The sequence below is a fragment of the Paradesulfitobacterium ferrireducens genome (genome assembly GCF_017310645.1).
GTDB lineage: Bacteria > Bacillota > Desulfitobacteriia > Desulfitobacteriales > Desulfitobacteriaceae > Paradesulfitobacterium > Paradesulfitobacterium ferrireducens.
This window is the reverse complement of the sequence record NZ_JAFLRH010000041.1, coordinates 71,208-86,378: the sequence shown is the minus strand read 5'-3', so window position 1 is coordinate 86,378 and position 15,171 is coordinate 71,208. Positions and strand designations below refer to the sequence as shown.

Annotated in this window: 13 protein-coding genes; 10 read left to right on the top strand and 3 right to left on the bottom strand. The window is 47.1% G+C overall.

The annotated features are described in order from the left end of the window. Positions 1-99: 99 nt before the first annotated feature. The gene (locus tag J0X21_RS14685; RefSeq protein WP_206812961.1) at positions 100-252 is read right to left on the bottom strand and encodes a hypothetical protein; all 153 of its coding nucleotides are present in this window, start codon (positions 250-252) and stop codon (positions 100-102) included. Positions 253-404: 152 nt separating this feature from the next. Between J0X21_RS14685 and J0X21_RS14680 the strand changes: the two genes are divergently transcribed. From J0X21_RS14680 to J0X21_RS14655, 6 genes are all read left to right on the top strand, one after another. After that, positions 405-1,343: a substrate-binding domain-containing protein gene (locus J0X21_RS14680; RefSeq protein ID WP_206812960.1), complete on the top strand. Its 939-nt coding sequence runs from the start codon at positions 405-407 to the stop codon at positions 1,341-1,343. Between the two features lie 76 nt (positions 1,344-1,419). Continuing rightward, positions 1,420-2,859: a sensor histidine kinase gene (locus J0X21_RS14675; RefSeq protein WP_206812959.1), complete on the top strand. Its 1,440-nt coding sequence runs from the start codon at positions 1,420-1,422 to the stop codon at positions 2,857-2,859. Next, positions 2,847-3,491, top strand: a complete 645-nt coding sequence (locus J0X21_RS14670) for a response regulator (RefSeq protein ID WP_206812958.1) — start codon at positions 2,847-2,849, stop codon at positions 3,489-3,491. The genes J0X21_RS14675 and J0X21_RS14670 overlap by 13 nt, the downstream gene beginning before the upstream one ends. 120 nt (positions 3,492-3,611) lie before the next feature. Further along, positions 3,612-4,523: a 4Fe-4S dicluster domain-containing protein gene (locus tag J0X21_RS14665; RefSeq protein WP_236006284.1), complete on the top strand. Its 912-nt coding sequence runs from the start codon at positions 3,612-3,614 to the stop codon at positions 4,521-4,523. A gap of 24 nt (positions 4,524-4,547) precedes the next feature. Then, entirely contained in the window at positions 4,548-5,849 is a 1,302-nt protein-coding gene (gene nrfD, locus J0X21_RS14660; RefSeq protein ID WP_206812957.1) for an NrfD/PsrC family molybdoenzyme membrane anchor subunit, read from the top strand. After that, positions 5,812-8,961: a molybdopterin dinucleotide binding domain-containing protein gene (locus J0X21_RS14655; RefSeq protein WP_206812956.1), complete on the top strand. Its 3,150-nt coding sequence runs from the start codon at positions 5,812-5,814 to the stop codon at positions 8,959-8,961. Before nrfD ends, J0X21_RS14655 begins: the two co-directional genes overlap by 38 nt. A gap of 99 nt (positions 8,962-9,060) precedes the next feature. Here J0X21_RS14655 and J0X21_RS14650 read toward each other — a convergent pair whose 3' ends face one another. Beyond that, positions 9,061-10,536, bottom strand: a complete 1,476-nt coding sequence (locus tag J0X21_RS14650) for a metallophosphoesterase family protein (RefSeq protein WP_206812955.1) — start codon at positions 10,534-10,536, stop codon at positions 9,061-9,063. A 17-nt stretch (positions 10,537-10,553) separates the two neighbouring features. Continuing rightward, the gene (locus J0X21_RS14645; protein WP_206812954.1) at positions 10,554-11,144 is read right to left on the bottom strand and encodes a phosphatase PAP2 family protein; all 591 of its coding nucleotides are present in this window, start codon (positions 11,142-11,144) and stop codon (positions 10,554-10,556) included. 151 nt (positions 11,145-11,295) lie between these two features. On the opposite strand from J0X21_RS14645, the gene J0X21_RS14640 reads away from it, so the two are divergent. From J0X21_RS14640 to J0X21_RS14625, 4 genes are all read left to right on the top strand, one after another. Next, positions 11,296-11,940, top strand: a complete 645-nt coding sequence (locus tag J0X21_RS14640; protein WP_206812953.1) for an ABC transporter ATP-binding protein — start codon at positions 11,296-11,298, stop codon at positions 11,938-11,940. Positions 11,941-11,964: 24 nt separating this feature from the next. Next, a complete protein-coding gene (locus J0X21_RS14635) occupies positions 11,965-12,753 on the top strand; it encodes an ABC transporter permease (RefSeq protein WP_206812952.1) in 789 nt (262 codons plus the stop codon). Between the two features lie 120 nt (positions 12,754-12,873). Continuing rightward, positions 12,874-14,349 (top strand): sensor histidine kinase, encoded by a 1,476-nt coding sequence (locus J0X21_RS14630; RefSeq protein WP_206812951.1) that lies wholly within the window; start codon positions 12,874-12,876, stop codon positions 14,347-14,349. Further along, on the top strand, positions 14,318-14,956 hold the full coding sequence (locus J0X21_RS14625) for a response regulator transcription factor (protein ID WP_206812950.1): 639 nt from the start codon (positions 14,318-14,320) through the stop codon (positions 14,954-14,956). The genes J0X21_RS14630 and J0X21_RS14625 overlap by 32 nt, the downstream gene beginning before the upstream one ends. The last annotated feature ends 215 nt before the right edge of the window (positions 14,957-15,171 follow it).

Below are 15,171 nucleotides of genomic sequence, written 5' to 3'. Positions count from 1 at the left end.
TAAACAGATTGTATGGCATAAAGCGAAGTAGCATTTTTAGACTTGGATATACTAAGCCGCATAGCAACAATCCCCTCCAATCCCTTACATTATAACACATTACGCAAAATTACGCACTAATAATTGAAGAGAATTTGACATTTTTCCAATAAAAAAAGCCCTGTTTTCAAGGCTTGTAGGGATTTCTATATAAACGCAAGTGTCAAAGACCCGTTTTTTTAATTTTAAGCTAGATTCGTTGAGTGTTGGCATAATAAACCTCCCTTAAGAAAATTAAACTGACATTTGAAAGATTACCATAACCCAATATATAATGAAAATGTATAATAATCATGTAGGCTTTGCAGTGTATTTATCGGGCGGGGAACATTAATTGAACCTTAGTCTGTTGAGGGAATAGCTAAATGAAAACAATTAACCGGGTATTCGTTCTAGTAGGAGTACTTCTAGCTTTATCATTAACCGGCTGTATTAAGACTGAGCCGGTTAAACATGTTACGCTCACCAATTTAGAGCATGTTTCGCCACCTGAAAAAGGATCCAAAGAGACTTTATATGTGGCTTTAGCCGTCGGGTTATCCCCGACGCAGAGTATAGCCAAGTATCAGGCTCTTACCGCTTATTTATCCGAGACACTCAACCGGCCTGTCGAGTTGGTTCAGAAAAAAACCTATAAGGAAGTTGACGACTTGATCGAGGAAGGAAAAGTTGACATTGCGTTTGTTTGCTCCTCATCTTACGTTATCGGCCATGAAAAGTTCGGCGAGCGTCTGGTAGCTGTGCCGATTGCCAATGGGTCACCGTATTATCAATCCGTGATCATTGCCAATGCCGGCACAAATATTCAAAACTGGTCTCAACTCAAAGGCCGCAGTTTTGCTTTCGTCGACCCTCAATCGACGTCAGGAGCTTTGTATGCGCTGAGTCTAGTGAAAGATCGCGGTGGTCTTAATTACTTCAAAAGTTATATTTATACCTATGGTCAAAGTAATTCAATCGCCGCAGTTCGCGACCACCTGGTCGATGCAGCGACGGTGGATAATTATACCTTGGCATCCACCTTAGCCAAGTCTCCGCAATTGGCCAATACGATCCGGATTATTGACACTTCCCCGGAGTATGGGAATAATCCCGTCGTAGCCAGTCCCAGGCTGGATGAACAGACTTTTATGGCCGTTCAGAACACTTTGCTGAAAATGGACAAAGATGTTGCAGGACAGGAAGCTTTGCAAACGGCCGGGTACGACCGGTTTGATCTGTTGGAAGACAGCATCTACAACTCTGTTAGAGACCTGGTTGAGCTGAATAATTCAGTAAGGAACCTTAAGGAGTTAGGAACTTAAGGAGTAATTATTAATTAAACACTAATGATTGATAAAAACTAATTGAGCAGAGTTGAGTTCCATGAGGAGTGAACCTATGAATTTAGTCCTGCAAAGAATGTTGAGCCGAGTGTTGGGCGTTACCTTGCGAGCGAAAATCATGGGTCTGGTCGTAGGCTTGCTTCTCACTTTGGCGGCGGCCGCCATTTTCCAAACCGAACGCAGTATTGGTCCATTTTTAAACCAGCAGTTGGATGTTCAAGGGATATCAACTGCAACTTATATTGCGGATCGCAGTCCGGAATATATCTATCGCTGGGATTTGTTTAGACTCTATACTTTGGTGCGTGATGCGAGAAATAGCAATGAGAATATCCGCTATATTTTTATCGTTGATCCTGAAGAAAAGGTTCTGGTGGACACCTTCGGGAATGCTTTGCCTAGTGGTCTGTTAAAAGCCAATCAGGTCGGAGCCAGTGAACCTTTTCATGTCAGTGTGATTGACACTGAAGAAGGGTTGATTCGCGATATGGCTTTACCTATCTCCGGAGGTAAATTAGGAACCGTACGCATTGGCATGTCCGTGAAAGGAATTGCTCAAGCCAAATCCAACCTTTTGACAAGCTTAATCCTAGTGACTTTTTCTGTCTTATTACTGGGGATCTTTTTGGCTACTCAGCTATCTCGTATTCTGACCACACCTTATCGCCGAATGATGGAAGGGACGAGAATCATTGCTGCGGGTGATTTAAGTTATCGTTTGCCGGAGTGGAGCATTCAGGATGAGGGTGGGCAATTAACCCAGGCCTTTAACGGGATGATTGAAAATATGGAGGCATCTGCCCGCAAGATCGAAGAACTTAGCATCATGCGCCGGGGTTTGGCGGGAAAGGTTATGCGTCTGCAAGAAAAGGAACGGCTTCATCTGGCACGTGAGCTTCACGATGAGACGAGCCAATCATTAGCTTCTCTGCGTCTTGGTCTAAAATATGCGGAAGAGGCTCCAAGTCTTGAGGAAATGAAAACTCGATTAACAGATGTCCGACACTTTCTGGATGAGACATTTGATGGAATTCGCCGGCTCGTGACCGAACTTCGGCCGCATGTTCTGGAAGAGGGCGAAATTGGTCTGGCGATTAAACGTTATGCCGAAGAATATAAAAAACGTTTCGGGATTGAAGTCGATGTTACAATAGCCGATCTCCCCGAGGGACTTTCCAGTGAAACCGCAAGTTCTCTCTACCGGATAGTTCAGGAGGTTCTTACGAATGTTGTCCGTCACGCGAAGGCCAGTCAAGTAAGTATTGTCCTTAATTCGTATCAGGAGGACATTAATCTTACGATAGAGGATAATGGAATTGGCTTTAATGTACCGGAGGTCATGGCCAAGAGAGTTGAAAACCGGAAATTTGGTTTGTTTGGCATTCAGGAAAGGGTGATGGCTTTTGGCGGGACTTCTCAAATTGAATCGGCACCAGGTCAAGGGACGACTATTTATGTTAAAGTTCCGGGGGGTGCAAATGTATGGAAAAATTAACGGTAGTGCTCGTTGATGATCACCAGGTGATCCGTAAAGGATTGCGGTTGGTGCTCGAGGATAAGGGAGAGATTGAAGTTATTGCCGAAGCATCGACAGGTGAGGAAGGGATAGAAATATGCACCAGGCTTGGACCCGATGTGGCCGTTATGGACCTCAGTTTACCTGGCATTAGTGGAGTGGAGGCAATTAAACGAATCAAAGAACTTAATCCAAAGCAACGAGTGCTTGCGCTCACAATGCATGAAGATGCCTTATTTTTAGAAAAAGTGTTGTCAGCAGGCGGCAATGGCTTTGTCCTGAAGCGGGCGGCGGATGAGGAACTCTTGGCTGCGATTAAAGCGGTTTGCCGGGGAGAGGTGTATATTGACACCGGCCTGCAAGCATATCTTGTGACGAGGGCGCTCAAGCCGGAAGGCCAAGCGAAAAGCAGGGTTACAGTTGAACTTACGGCGAGGGAAAAAGAAATTTTGCAGCTTGTGGCGCTTGGTCATTCCAATCAAGAAATTGCGGAAAAGCTAATTATCAGTGTGAAAACGGTTGAAAATCATAAAACTCGAATTAAAGAAAAATTAGGAATAACGAGCCGGTCAAAATTAGTGAGATATGCAATGGACCAAGGGCTGATATAGGTAAAAACACCTATATCAGCCTTTAATAATTGAAGAGAGTTCCTCATGTGTTTATAACTTGTGAAGATTATAATTAGGTGTAGAAAAATCTCAGATTTTGTACAATAGGAGGGACAAGGAATGTCCGAACTTATCAAGGAGGAAGGTCCACAAAAAGGAGCGGGTCAACAAAAAGTGTCAAGGCGCAATTTGTTGGCTGATCTTGCCAAAGCCACAGTTGGTCTGGCTGCGGGAGTTGCCGTTCTTTCCGCCTCAGCAGGGCAGGTTGAAGCCGAATCTTCCACTCCACAACTAGCTCCATCACCTGCGCCTTTGGCAAAGCAAATCCCGCAGGATCAACTCATCCTGCGGATGCAACGTGAACTGTATAAAGCACTGCAAAAGCCTGCCGAACAGAGACAGTGGGCTATGGTTATCGATCAACGCAAATGTGTCGGCTGTTCATCCTGCACCGTAGCCTGCAAAGCCGAAAACAAATTGCCCCCCGGAGTCGTTTACCGGCCGGTTATTGAAGAAGAGTACGGAACATTTCCGAATGTTTCCCGCCGTTTTTTACCGCGCCCTTGTATGCACTGTACAAATCCCCCGTGTATCAAAGTCTGTCCCGTAGCCGCTACTTACAAACAAAAAGATGGGATTGTTGTAATCGACTATGACAAGTGCATTGGTTGCCGTTACTGTATTTCAGCCTGTCCTTATGGAGCGAGAACTTTCGACTGGGGAGAATATTACACCGAAGGAACTCCCGAGTTGGAAAAATACGAACTGGAACCGGCTTTCGAGTATGGGGAAAAACGGGCACGTGTTAAGCACAATTCCCCGATTAATAATACAAGAAAATGCCATTTCTGCTTGCACCGGTTAAATGAAGGCATGCTCCCAATGTGTGTCACGACCTGTATTGGACGGGCGACGTACTTTGGGGATAAGAGCGATCCGGAGAGCCTGGTGTCTGAGTTGATTGGCAGTTCCCGTGTCATGCGCCTTAAAGAAGAACTCGGGACTGAGCCGAATTTATATTATCTGGTCTAAGGAATAAAAGAGAGGAGGGCCAAAATGCAAAAGCGTCTTTACTATATTCTACTGCTTATCCTGACCGGAGTTGGTTTCTGGGCACTGGGAGTCCGTTTTATGGATGGAATGTCGGTCACCCATTTAACAAGCTATTTTAGCTGGGGCTTATGGGTTGTTTTCTATATTTTTTTTATCGGGCTCTCTGCTGGTTCGTTTCTGTTATCAACCATGATCTATGTATTTAGAATGCACGCCTTGGAAAGGGTAGGGCGGCTTTCCCTTCTAAGTGCTCTCTTTTCGCTGATTGCCGGACTCATGTTTGTCCTTATCGATCTCGGCCATCCGGAGAGGTTCTGGCATACCCTGGTTTACCGGAATATGAGTTCTGTTCTGGAATGGGAAATCCACTTTTACCTGCTTTACATTTTACTTGTTTTAGGTGAACTCTGGCTTGTTATGCGGGATGACCTCTCGGCCATGGCAACGAATGACACCGGGATTCGTGGAACCCTTGGAAAAATTCTCTCCCTTGGATACAGGACTGCGCCAACTCAAGAAGGACAGGCCAAACAAGCGCATACAGTAGAGCGCTGGGTGAAAATCCTTGGCATTATCGGAATTCCGATGGCCTTAGGAGTCCATGGCGGAACCGGTTCCATTTTTGCAGTCCAGATTGCCAAGCCTTATTGGAATAGCAGCATAGTGCCAATAATCTTTATCGTTTCGGCCTTGGTTTCCGGCTCAGCGCTCGTTACTTTCTTATACTCCTTCTTTGGGGAAAAAGATGCGGAAAAACCCAATGTCCTTGCTTCCTTAAGCAATCTCCTCATTATGTTTATTGGAATCGATCTTATTCTGGTATTTGCGGAGTTCCTGATTGGACTATACAGCGGAATCCCGCAAGATATGCAATCCTTAAAAGCAGTGGTTGCCGGACAGTACGGCCCCATTTTCTGGATAGGTCAAATCGGACTGGCGGCACTCTTGCCGATCGTCTTGATTAGCTTATCCCACAAAAATGGTTCAGATCTCATGAAAGGGTTGGCGGGGCTATCGACGGTCATCGGAATCATAGCCGTACGCATCAACCTGATTCTGCCGGCCTATGTTTCACCTCAGATCCCCAGCTTAGAGAAAGCCTATGTGGATTCCCGCCTGGTTTACAGCTATTTTCCGAGTTCCATCGAAATACTAACTTCGATCGGCATAATTGCCCTTGTGGTATTATTATTTAGTGTCGCCTGGGAGTTGCTTCCGGTTGTAAGCAACAGCGGCCATCAAACTTCTGGAAGGAGGACTGAATCCTATGAAATCAACACCAAAGGGCCAACACACACGGCGTGATTTTTTAAAGACCACCGTTTTTCTTGGCGGAACAGGACTTTTAGCGACGCAAGCGGGAGTTTTCGGCAAGCTTGCTGCTGCTAATGCTGCAACCACAGGGGCGAACGGGGACACTTATGAGCTGGCTAAACCGGAAAATGTCCTTTATACCTGCTGCTTGCAGTGCACGGTGGCCTGTTCGATTAAAGCAAAGATTTACGACGGAGTTTTATCCAAGATCGATGGGAATCCCTACAGCCCGGCCAACATGGTTCCCAATCTCCCCTACAATTTGCCGCCGGAAGATGCTGTCAGGGTGGACGGCAAGCTTTGCCCCAAAGGACAAGCCGGAATTCAGCATGCTTATGATCCTTACCGCTTGCGCAAGGTGCTCAAGCGGGCAGGCGCCAGAGGATCAGGCAAATGGAAAGTGATCTCTTTTGAGCAGGCTGTCGATGAAATTGTCAACGGCGGGCAATTGTTTAAAGAACTGGGTGAAGGCCGTCAGGTCACCGGACTCAAAGATATTGCCGTTTTGCGCGATGCCAAGTTAGCTAAAGACATGGCTACAGACATTGCGGACATGAGGAAAAAGAAATTCACCGTGGCTCAGTTCCAAGAGAAGTATAAAGACAATCTTAATGTACTGATAGATCCGGAACATCCAGATTTGGGACCGAAAAACAATCAGTTTCTTTTCCAAGTGGGGCGTATTCACAATGGCCGCATCGAATTCAGCAAACGCTTTGTAAATAATGCCTTTGGCAGCGTCAACTGGATTGAAAAAACCACACTTTGCGGCCAAACCAGCAACAAAGCCTGGCTGCGCTCCACGATGGATTACAAGGATGGAAAGTGGACCGGTGGCGTCAAAGCGCCCCGTCCGGATTGGGCTAACATTGAGTTTGCCCTAGTGCTCGGAACGATTGTTTTTGAAGCGAACTACGGACCGGTTCAAGAGAGTGAGCCGATTACTGACGGATTGGTCAGTGGACGTTTGAAACTCGCCGTAGCGGATCCCCGCTTAACTAAAGTTGCTAGCAAGGCTTGGAAATGGCTGCCTTTAAAACCAGGAACCGACGGGGCTTTGGGCCTGGCCATGATTCGCTGGATCATGGAAAATAACCGTTATGACCAGCGTTACTTGGAAAACGCCAACTCGGCTGCGGCTAAGACTGACGGTGAGACCTCCTGGAGTGATGCTAGTTATCTGGTGAAAATCGTAGACGGCCGTGCCGGCAAATTCCTGAGAGCGGATGAAGTGGGGCTCGGGAGTAAGGAACAGTTTGTGGTGTACCGCAGCGGGAATTTTGTCGCGTTTGATCCCAATGATACGCAAAAACCGGTTGAAGGGGATGTCCTGGTTGATACAGTATTTAAAGACATCCAATTGAAAACCTCTTTGCAGCTTTTGAGGGAAGAAGCTTTTAAACGCAGCCTTGACGAATACGCCGAAATTACCGGACTCAAAGTGCAGGATATCATCGATGTGGCCCGGGAGTTTACCTCCCACGGCAAAAAGGCGGCTGTCGAGTTTTACCGTGGAGCAATCAAGCATACCAATGGCTGGTACAATGCCCAAGCCCTTATTTCCTTGAACTACCTCATTGGCAACCCGGATTGGAAAGGCGGTCTGGTGAAACCGGCCGGAGGTTTGGACTATGTCGGTTCTAAGCCGAATAAACCCTATGACATGAGCAAATTGCATCCTGGAAAATTAAGCGCTTTTGGTGTTCCGATTACCAAGGAAGGCTGGCAGTATGAAGAGTCCACACTCTTCTCCGGCTATCCGGCCAAAAGGCCCTGGTATCCGTTCAGCGGGAATGTCGCTCAGGAAACCTGGCCTTCCATCGCCGACGGTTATCCCTATCCGATCAAAGCAGTTCTGCTTTCCAGCCATACGCCCATGTATTCCGTTCCCGGCGGTGTACACCAATTGCGGACTCTGCTCGATCCCCAAAAAGTGCCGCTTCTCATTGCCTGTGATATTGTGATCGGGGAAACCAGCATGTACGCCGATTATATTTTCCCGGATATCACCTATCTGGAACGTTGGACCGTTGGCCAGGGGCCTCATCATGTCCGCGTGAAATCGACGGCGGTTCGCCAGCCTGTTATTCCGGCTTTGACTGAGACGGTTGAATTAGACGGGGAGAAGCTGCCTCTGTCTTTGGAAACGTTAATGATGGCGATTGCTAAAAAGCTAAATCTGTCCGGTTTCGGGACCAATGCTTTTGGTTCAGGGATGAACCTGAAGCGCCCGGAAGATTTCTATCTTAAATTGGTGGCCAATGTGGCCTACGGGGATAAAGAAGGGGATGTGGTTCCCGATGCCAATGACAAAGAGCTTGAACTATTCAGGCAAAGCCGCAGGCATCTCTCTCCCGCCGTATTTAGTGAACAGGCCTGGCAAAAAGCTGTGAAACCGGAAGCTTGGCGTAAGGTGGTTACGGTCCTAAACCGGGGGGGGCGCTTTGAAAGCGCCGACAAGGCTTATGTTGGGGAACAACAGCGCTATACCTTGGGCAGTATCAAGCGTTTCTATATCGAAGAAGTGGCGACCAGCCGCAATTCCATGAGCGGCAAGTATTTTTCAGGTTACGCAATCTATGAAGAGACTCAAGATTCTATGGGCAAGAAGATTGAAGTAGAGGGAGATCTCAAACTCATCACCCATAAGGAAGTTTTTATGACGCAATCCAGAACAATTAGCAACTATTGGGCAGAGTTAAGTATTCAACCAGAGAACTTTGTCCAGCTCAGCCGTCAGGATGCCCAGAGACTTGGCGTCAAGAATGGGGACAAGGTCCGGGTCAAATCCCATAGCAACCCGGAAGGTGTGCATGAATTGGGCAATGGCCGGCAACGTTTTGTTGAAGGAACCGTCAAAGTTCTGGAAGGAATTCGTCCGGGAGTCGTTGCTGTTTCTACCGGTTACGGACACTGGGCGTACGGCTCCAGTGATGTGGTGGTTGACGGGGTGGTTATCAAAGGAGACCCGAGACGGGCCACGGGCATTCATATCCAGCCTATATTCCGCCTGGATGACAATCTGCGTGGAACCCCGCTGAGTGAGCCGATCGGCGGAAGCGTGTCCTATTATGATACTTGGGTGACCGTACAAAAGGTATAATTAAGTTATTAAGATCTCTACTAGGGCTTGGAGGCTCCGTGATTAAAACGGAGCCTTTGATATTGTACGTTTTATGGCTATTCTTCGCAACCTAGCAATCTATTTATCTGCTCTCTTTTTCCTAAGCACTGTTTCCCGAAACTCAGCTCCCGCAAATTTAAGCGTGCGGAACAGCCATATTCCAATTGCACGGACATGGTGCCACCACCTGTGGCGGTTCAGCCAGAGCAGCCACCCGAGCAGGAGAACAATAAGACCGCCGATTCCAAGCACAAGCGGGCGGTATTCCTTGTAAGTTGAGCTCGCAAAGAGCCCGAGTGCGGCCAGGTAACGGTCTTGAAGCGCGTTGGGCGGAGAGGGGAGCTGAATCACTTCCAGGACATTGTTTTTGCTGTTCAGGTTAATCCGAATGTAGTGGTAATAGCTGTCTTTGGTCAGGAGCTCTGCCCCGGCTCCCCCGCTGATGATATAGTTCACTTTGTCTCTGGTATAGCTGAAAAAGGCATGGATATGGGAGAAGTAGACCGTGTCCACCCCGTATTGGCTCATTAGTCCTTCAAAACGCCTGGCTTCTTCTTTGTCCGGGAAAGCATGATCCAAATTATTGGTCCCGCTCAGCTTCTGGAATTGCTGTTCAATGAGGTTGGTTTTTTCAGTCGGGGGTTTGTCCGGATAGGTATTGGGCTGCAGGTCTGCCCTCGGGTCGCTGGACGGGATATGAGAGATGACGATGATGCGCTTGCCCTGGGCTTTCTGTAAATCGCTCTCCAGCCATTGATACTGCTCTTCAGGGATGGCCCGCTTCTCTGTCCAGCCGCGGGAACTGTCCAGAAAAACAAAGTGCGTGTTCAGGTAATCAAAGGAATAATAAGGCGGGCCGAAAAGCTCGGTGTAAATCGGGCGGCCGTTTTCCCGGATGTCGTGGTTGCCCAGCGTAGTATACAGGGGCACTTGCAGTTTAGAAACCGTTTCATAAAACAGGCGGTACCGGTTGGGCTCTCCGCCAAAGACCAAGTCCCCATTATCGATGACAAAGGCAGGGCGGAAAGCGTTAATCTGATCAATGATTTGGCCGAAGGTCTTATAGCCGTTGCGGTTATCTCCGAGAATCACGAATTCGGAAGCTTGCGGCTCTTTCAGGGTGAGCTCCAGGGATTTTTCCTCATTGGGTGCGACGGATATGGTTAAAAGAATCGTATGGGGATCAATCACCTGGAAACTTCCATTGGGAAAGGTCGTAGCAAGCATTGCAGGATTGACATTTTCTACGCGCAAGAACATATTTTTAGCCTGCGCGCTTCCCTTGATCCTGATTTTCGGGGTGGGGGCCAAGGCCCTTAAGAGCAGGCTTTCCTGCCCTTGCTTTTCTTTCATTGTGCCTTTGACAAAGCCCCCTTCAATCGTAACCGCCGTTCCGTCCCAATTATAGGATGAAGCGGAGGTATAGGGGTCAAAAGATAACGGGAGCGGGGAAAAATCGGCGTGAATTTTATAATTGCTGTAGGCATAGAATAAAAAGCTGCCAGCCGCCGACACGGCGATTAAGAGGAGTAAGATCGAGAGTTTTTTGATCACTTTTGAATCCACCTGCTTTACTTTTGAATACTAGACAAAAATGGTAAACTTAATCGTAACCCCAAATTGGTTATTCCGGTTAAATGTTTATTAAACCTCCAAGCGATGCGGGCGCTGGCGATGCCGACGACAATTCCGGCCAGGATATCAGTCGGCCAATGCAGTCCGGTATAAAGGCGAGCGCAAGCTGTCAACACCGCGAGCAAGGTGAAAGAGTAGCTGATCCACCGTCCGGTTTTTCTCCAGGACGCCCCTGCAAAGCCGAAGCTGCCTGCGGTATGATCGCTGGGAAAAGAAGCGTCAAGGGCATGGGGCACAAGCTGGATAAAGCTGCCTTTGGGCAGGAGAGCAAAAGGGCGGGGCCGGAACCAGAGATGTGAGATTAAGATATTAAAAAGAAGGGCCAAGAGTCCCGCGAACACCATGATTACCAAAGTATGGCGGCTGTTTGTATCACGTTTGGGCAAGAAAAGCCAAGCTGCAAGAAACAAAAGCACGTAGAGCTCCAGCGCATATTGAGCGATAAAGGACAGAAAACCGTCCACTAAAGGAATATGGCCTGCCCACCTGTTAATTAAATGATAACCAAAAAGGTCAAACGAATTCATATTTTTTCCTCCTCAAACGAGATTAAGATGTTTAAGCAATTGTCACCTTAGATATAGACGAATCTAAAAGCCGATGAGTTCATTAGAAAACAAATAATTTTTATGTTATAAAGAGTATGGGAAGCGGCAAGCTGATAAGGAGTTGTTCAACGTGTTTGTCTTAGATAACGTCCGGTATAAGAACATCCTAGATGTCAGGCACCTGGTGCTGCCGGATAAGAAAATCAACTGCATTTTAGGGGAAAGCGGAAGCGGCAAAACCACGCTCTTGCGCCTGTTAAATAATTTGGCCGCCTGTGACAGCGGCTCCATTCTCTGGCATGAACAATCTCTGTATGAATTAAATCCCATCGAACTGAGACGGCGGGTTGTGATGCTCGGACAAAACCCGGTAATTTTTGATGGCAGCGTCCGGGAGAATTTGTTTATCGGTCTCAAATTTGCGGATAAGCCCTGCCCGGGGGATGACAAGCTCAGGGAAGTACTCAAGCAGGTATCTCTTCATAAGGATTTGGATGTGGAGGCTGCTCAGCTCTCAGGCGGGGAGAAGCAGCGCCTGGCCCTGGGGAGGGTACTCCTTATGGAGCCGGAGGTATTACTTTTGGATGAACCTTCTTCAGCCTTGGATGAAGACACGGAAGAAATTTTAATCAGAAGCTTGGTTAGGTATGTAAAGGAAAATGAAATAACCCTGATTATGGTCACCCATGCCCGCAGGATTGCGGAAGAGTACGGAGAGTATATCGTTGAAATCGAACAGGGCCGGGTGAAATCAGTCCGTGAGAAGGTTTCGTAAATGGTAAAGAAGGAGATGTATTGAATGGAGCAGACCATAGACCTTACATTTTGGCAATTGGCGGCAGCGTATCTTTTCGTTCTTATTCTGGTGATGATCGTCAAGGTGAAGGGGATTCCCCGCGAACGGGAAATTCTCATTGCCGCTGTACGGATGACGATTCAACTGGTGCTGGTCGGATACATACTGGCCTATGTCTTTGACCATAGCCACCCGCTGTATACGATTGTGATAATTGGGGTGATGGAAGCGTTTGCCGTTGTTAATATCTTTAAGCGGGTCAAAAGCCCGATTTCTTTGAGGCTCAAACAGATTATCGCGCTCTCCATGGTGGCCGGTTCCTTGGCAAGCATCCTATATTTCATCTTGGTGGTGATTAACATCACTCCCTGGTATGAACCAAGGTACTTTATTCCCATTGCCGGGATGCTGGTCGGAAATGCCATGACTGCGGTTTCTTTAGGAGTGAGCCGGCTGATTGAAGGGATGCACGCCCAGAAGCACTTGGTTGAAACGGCCTTAATGCTGGGGGCAACCCCGAAAATGGCGTCCCGGGACATCATCAACAAGGTGTACGATGCGGCCATTATGCCCACAATTAATTCCATGGTCGGAATGGGCATTGTCTTTCTGCCGGGGATGATGACCGGGCAGATTTTATCCGGAGCCTCTCCCCTCCTGGCAATTGAGTATCAGATCGCGATTATGCTAGGGCTTGTGGGGAGTGTCTCCTTGACGGTAATACTCCTGGTGCAGCTGGGCTATAAAACATTCTTTAATAGATACAGTCAAATGGTAGAAGGAGATATGTGACAGCCAAATAAAACAAGAGTTATGTTAAGCCAAATATTAGAAGGGGATATAACAGCAAATTCTATGCTATAATTAGAGAGAGCAATTATCGTCATAGATTTAAGAAGAAAGGAACAAACCATGCTGGCGCAATTTTTTAAGACTAACATGGTGTTGGTGAATTTTGTCTATCCCCTGATTTTCTTTCTGATGGGTTTTGGCATCTTGCTCAAAAATACCGTCCACAGCCGCTTCTATTTAGCCAAAAGCCTGCAGTTCTTGGCTTTCTTTGGCATTCTGCATGGAATCTCGGATTGGGGCAATATTTTTATTCCGATTCAAAAGGCTTATTTGAGCGAAGATTCGATGTTTGTTCTCGATTCCGTCAAGCTTTTAACCAATGCTGTTTCCTTCTTCTTTCTTTTCTATTTTGGCCTGCACTTGCTGGTGCAGACGAAAAAATTAAACTGGAAAATTCTCCTGATTCCGATCTGTGTTCTGGCTTTGTGGTTTGCCAGTTTTATTTTCTTGGGCACGATTTTAGTGACAGAGCAAAATAAGGATTGGTGGTTTGCGATTAGTGACATCTGGGCCCGTTATCTTTTGGCTTTTCCCGGGGGGGCTTTGAGTTCTTATGCTTTGTTTGCCCAGAGGCACCAGTTTCAGAGTTTCGGCGCGCCGATTATGACCCGTACTCTTTTAGTCGCTGCGGTTTCTGTGGGCTTGTACGCGATCACGGGAGGTGTGGTTGTTCCCTATGCGCCGGTTTTACCGGCGATGTTGTTTAACTCCAATCTCTTTTTCACCACTACCGGAATTCCGGTGGAGCTGTTTCGTGGGTTAAGCGGGTTTCTGATGGCCTTGTTTATCTTAAAGATTCTCAAAGTGTTTGATTTGGAATACCAGCACTATTTTTACCAGGCTGAGCGAGATAAGGCGGTTGCAGAGGAAAGAAACCAGATTGCCCGGGATCTTCACGACGGGATGATTCAATCAATTTATGCGATTGGACTGCGTCTCGAGATAATCCGCAACATGCTCGCGGATAAGAACGCAATTGAGCAGTCCGAAGCTGAACTCCACACTGTCATTGGCAAACTTAATAATATTATCAGGGAAATCCGGGATTATATTAAGAAACTGAAAATCCCGGCTGACCTAAAGCTAAATATGAAAGAAGAAATCGAAAAGCTCGTGGCGGAGATGAAAGTCGGGCATCAATTAGAAATTGACCTCAAGTATGACTATCGTGACCATGAGAGTCTGCCGCTGTCGCAGAGCGTCCAAATTTATTACATTATTAAAGAAGCACTGAGCAATATTATCCGGCATGCAGAGGCAAGCCAAGCAACCATTGTGGTCAAAGGCAATCCCGATGATTTAGTTGTTGAAGTCATCGATAATGGCCGGGGAATAGAGAATCTCAATGACGTTTTTAATAAGGAAGAATGTGATTTCTTAAAACAAGGAATCAGAAATATGAAATACAGAGCCCGCTCTTTTGGAGGAACTTTGTCGATTTCTTCCGGAGCCGGTGGCGGAACCAGAGTATCCTTGCATGTGAGTAATGGAAGGAGAAAAAAGCATGGACAAAACGATCAAAGTGCTGCTTGTTGATGACAGCGAAGTGGTCAGGCTCGGCCTGCGCAGCCTGCTCAGCATGTATCCGTTTATGGATATGGTCGGTGAGGCAGCCTCGGGCAAGGATGCGGTGAACCTGGCACTTAGCCGCCGGCCGGATGTGGTATTGATGGATATCCGGATGCCGGAGCAAAGCGGGATTGAAGCCTGCAAAGAAATTCTATCGCTTCTTCCTAACACTTCTGTGATTATGCTTACTTCCTACGACGACGATGAGGCGATTTATGACTCAATCATGGCGGGAGCGAGCGGTTATGTGTTAAAAGAGATTTCGGCTCAGGATTTAATTCACGCCATTAAACAAGTGGCCAGCGGTAAATCCTTGCTCGATCCATCAATTACCACTAAACTCTTGAAAAGAATCCGCAACTCTGAGGAAGCGCGCAAGATCGGTGAGTTAACAGAACAGGAAAAGCTAGTGCTATTGCATATCGCCAAGGGGAAGACGAACAGAGAAATTGCCGCTGCCATGGTCTTAAGTGAAAAGACTGTACGCAATTACGTAACCCAAGTACTGGCTAAGCTTGAACTGAACAACCGGGCGGAAGCGGCTGCTTTTGCCGTACGCTACCGGTTGGGCTAAAGAAGAGTAGTTTTAATTATAGGGAGCAATGTCCTGCTCAAATTCGGGACATTGCTCCTCTTATTTTGGAGATAAAGCTCACTATCACAAACTGCCTCCGGAATGTCATAATTGGCCTAAAAGATGTTCCATGCAGGAAAATGTGAAAGGAGGAACAGGTACAGCCGATTTTGTCAGGGGAGGCTCCGGTTTCAGCGTAAAGATCAGAGATAAGA

Excerpts from the sequence above, each read along its gene's own strand:
- J0X21_RS14625 (WP_206812950.1), top strand. The coding sequence starts at position 14,318 with ATGGACAAAACGATCAAAGTGCTGCTTGTTGATGACAGCGAAGTGGTC.
- J0X21_RS14645 (WP_206812954.1), bottom strand. The coding sequence starts at position 11,144 with ATGAATTCGTTTGACCTTTTTGGTTATCATTTAATTAACAGGTGGGCA.
- J0X21_RS14685 (WP_206812961.1), bottom strand. The coding sequence starts at position 252 with ATGCCAACACTCAACGAATCTAGCTTAAAATTAAAAAAACGGGTCTTT.
- J0X21_RS14665 (WP_236006284.1), top strand. The coding sequence starts at position 3,612 with ATGTCCGAACTTATCAAGGAGGAAGGTCCACAAAAAGGAGCGGGTCAA.
- nrfD (WP_206812957.1), top strand. The coding sequence starts at position 4,548 with ATGCAAAAGCGTCTTTACTATATTCTACTGCTTATCCTGACCGGAGTT.
- J0X21_RS14680 (WP_206812960.1), top strand. The coding sequence starts at position 405 with ATGAAAACAATTAACCGGGTATTCGTTCTAGTAGGAGTACTTCTAGCT.
- J0X21_RS14675 (WP_206812959.1), top strand. The coding sequence starts at position 1,420 with ATGAATTTAGTCCTGCAAAGAATGTTGAGCCGAGTGTTGGGCGTTACC.
- J0X21_RS14630 (WP_206812951.1), top strand. The coding sequence starts at position 12,874 with ATGCTGGCGCAATTTTTTAAGACTAACATGGTGTTGGTGAATTTTGTC.
- J0X21_RS14670 (WP_206812958.1), top strand. The coding sequence starts at position 2,847 with ATGGAAAAATTAACGGTAGTGCTCGTTGATGATCACCAGGTGATCCGT.
- J0X21_RS14635 (WP_206812952.1), top strand. The coding sequence starts at position 11,965 with ATGGAGCAGACCATAGACCTTACATTTTGGCAATTGGCGGCAGCGTAT.
- J0X21_RS14655 (WP_206812956.1), top strand. The coding sequence starts at position 5,812 with ATGAAATCAACACCAAAGGGCCAACACACACGGCGTGATTTTTTAAAG.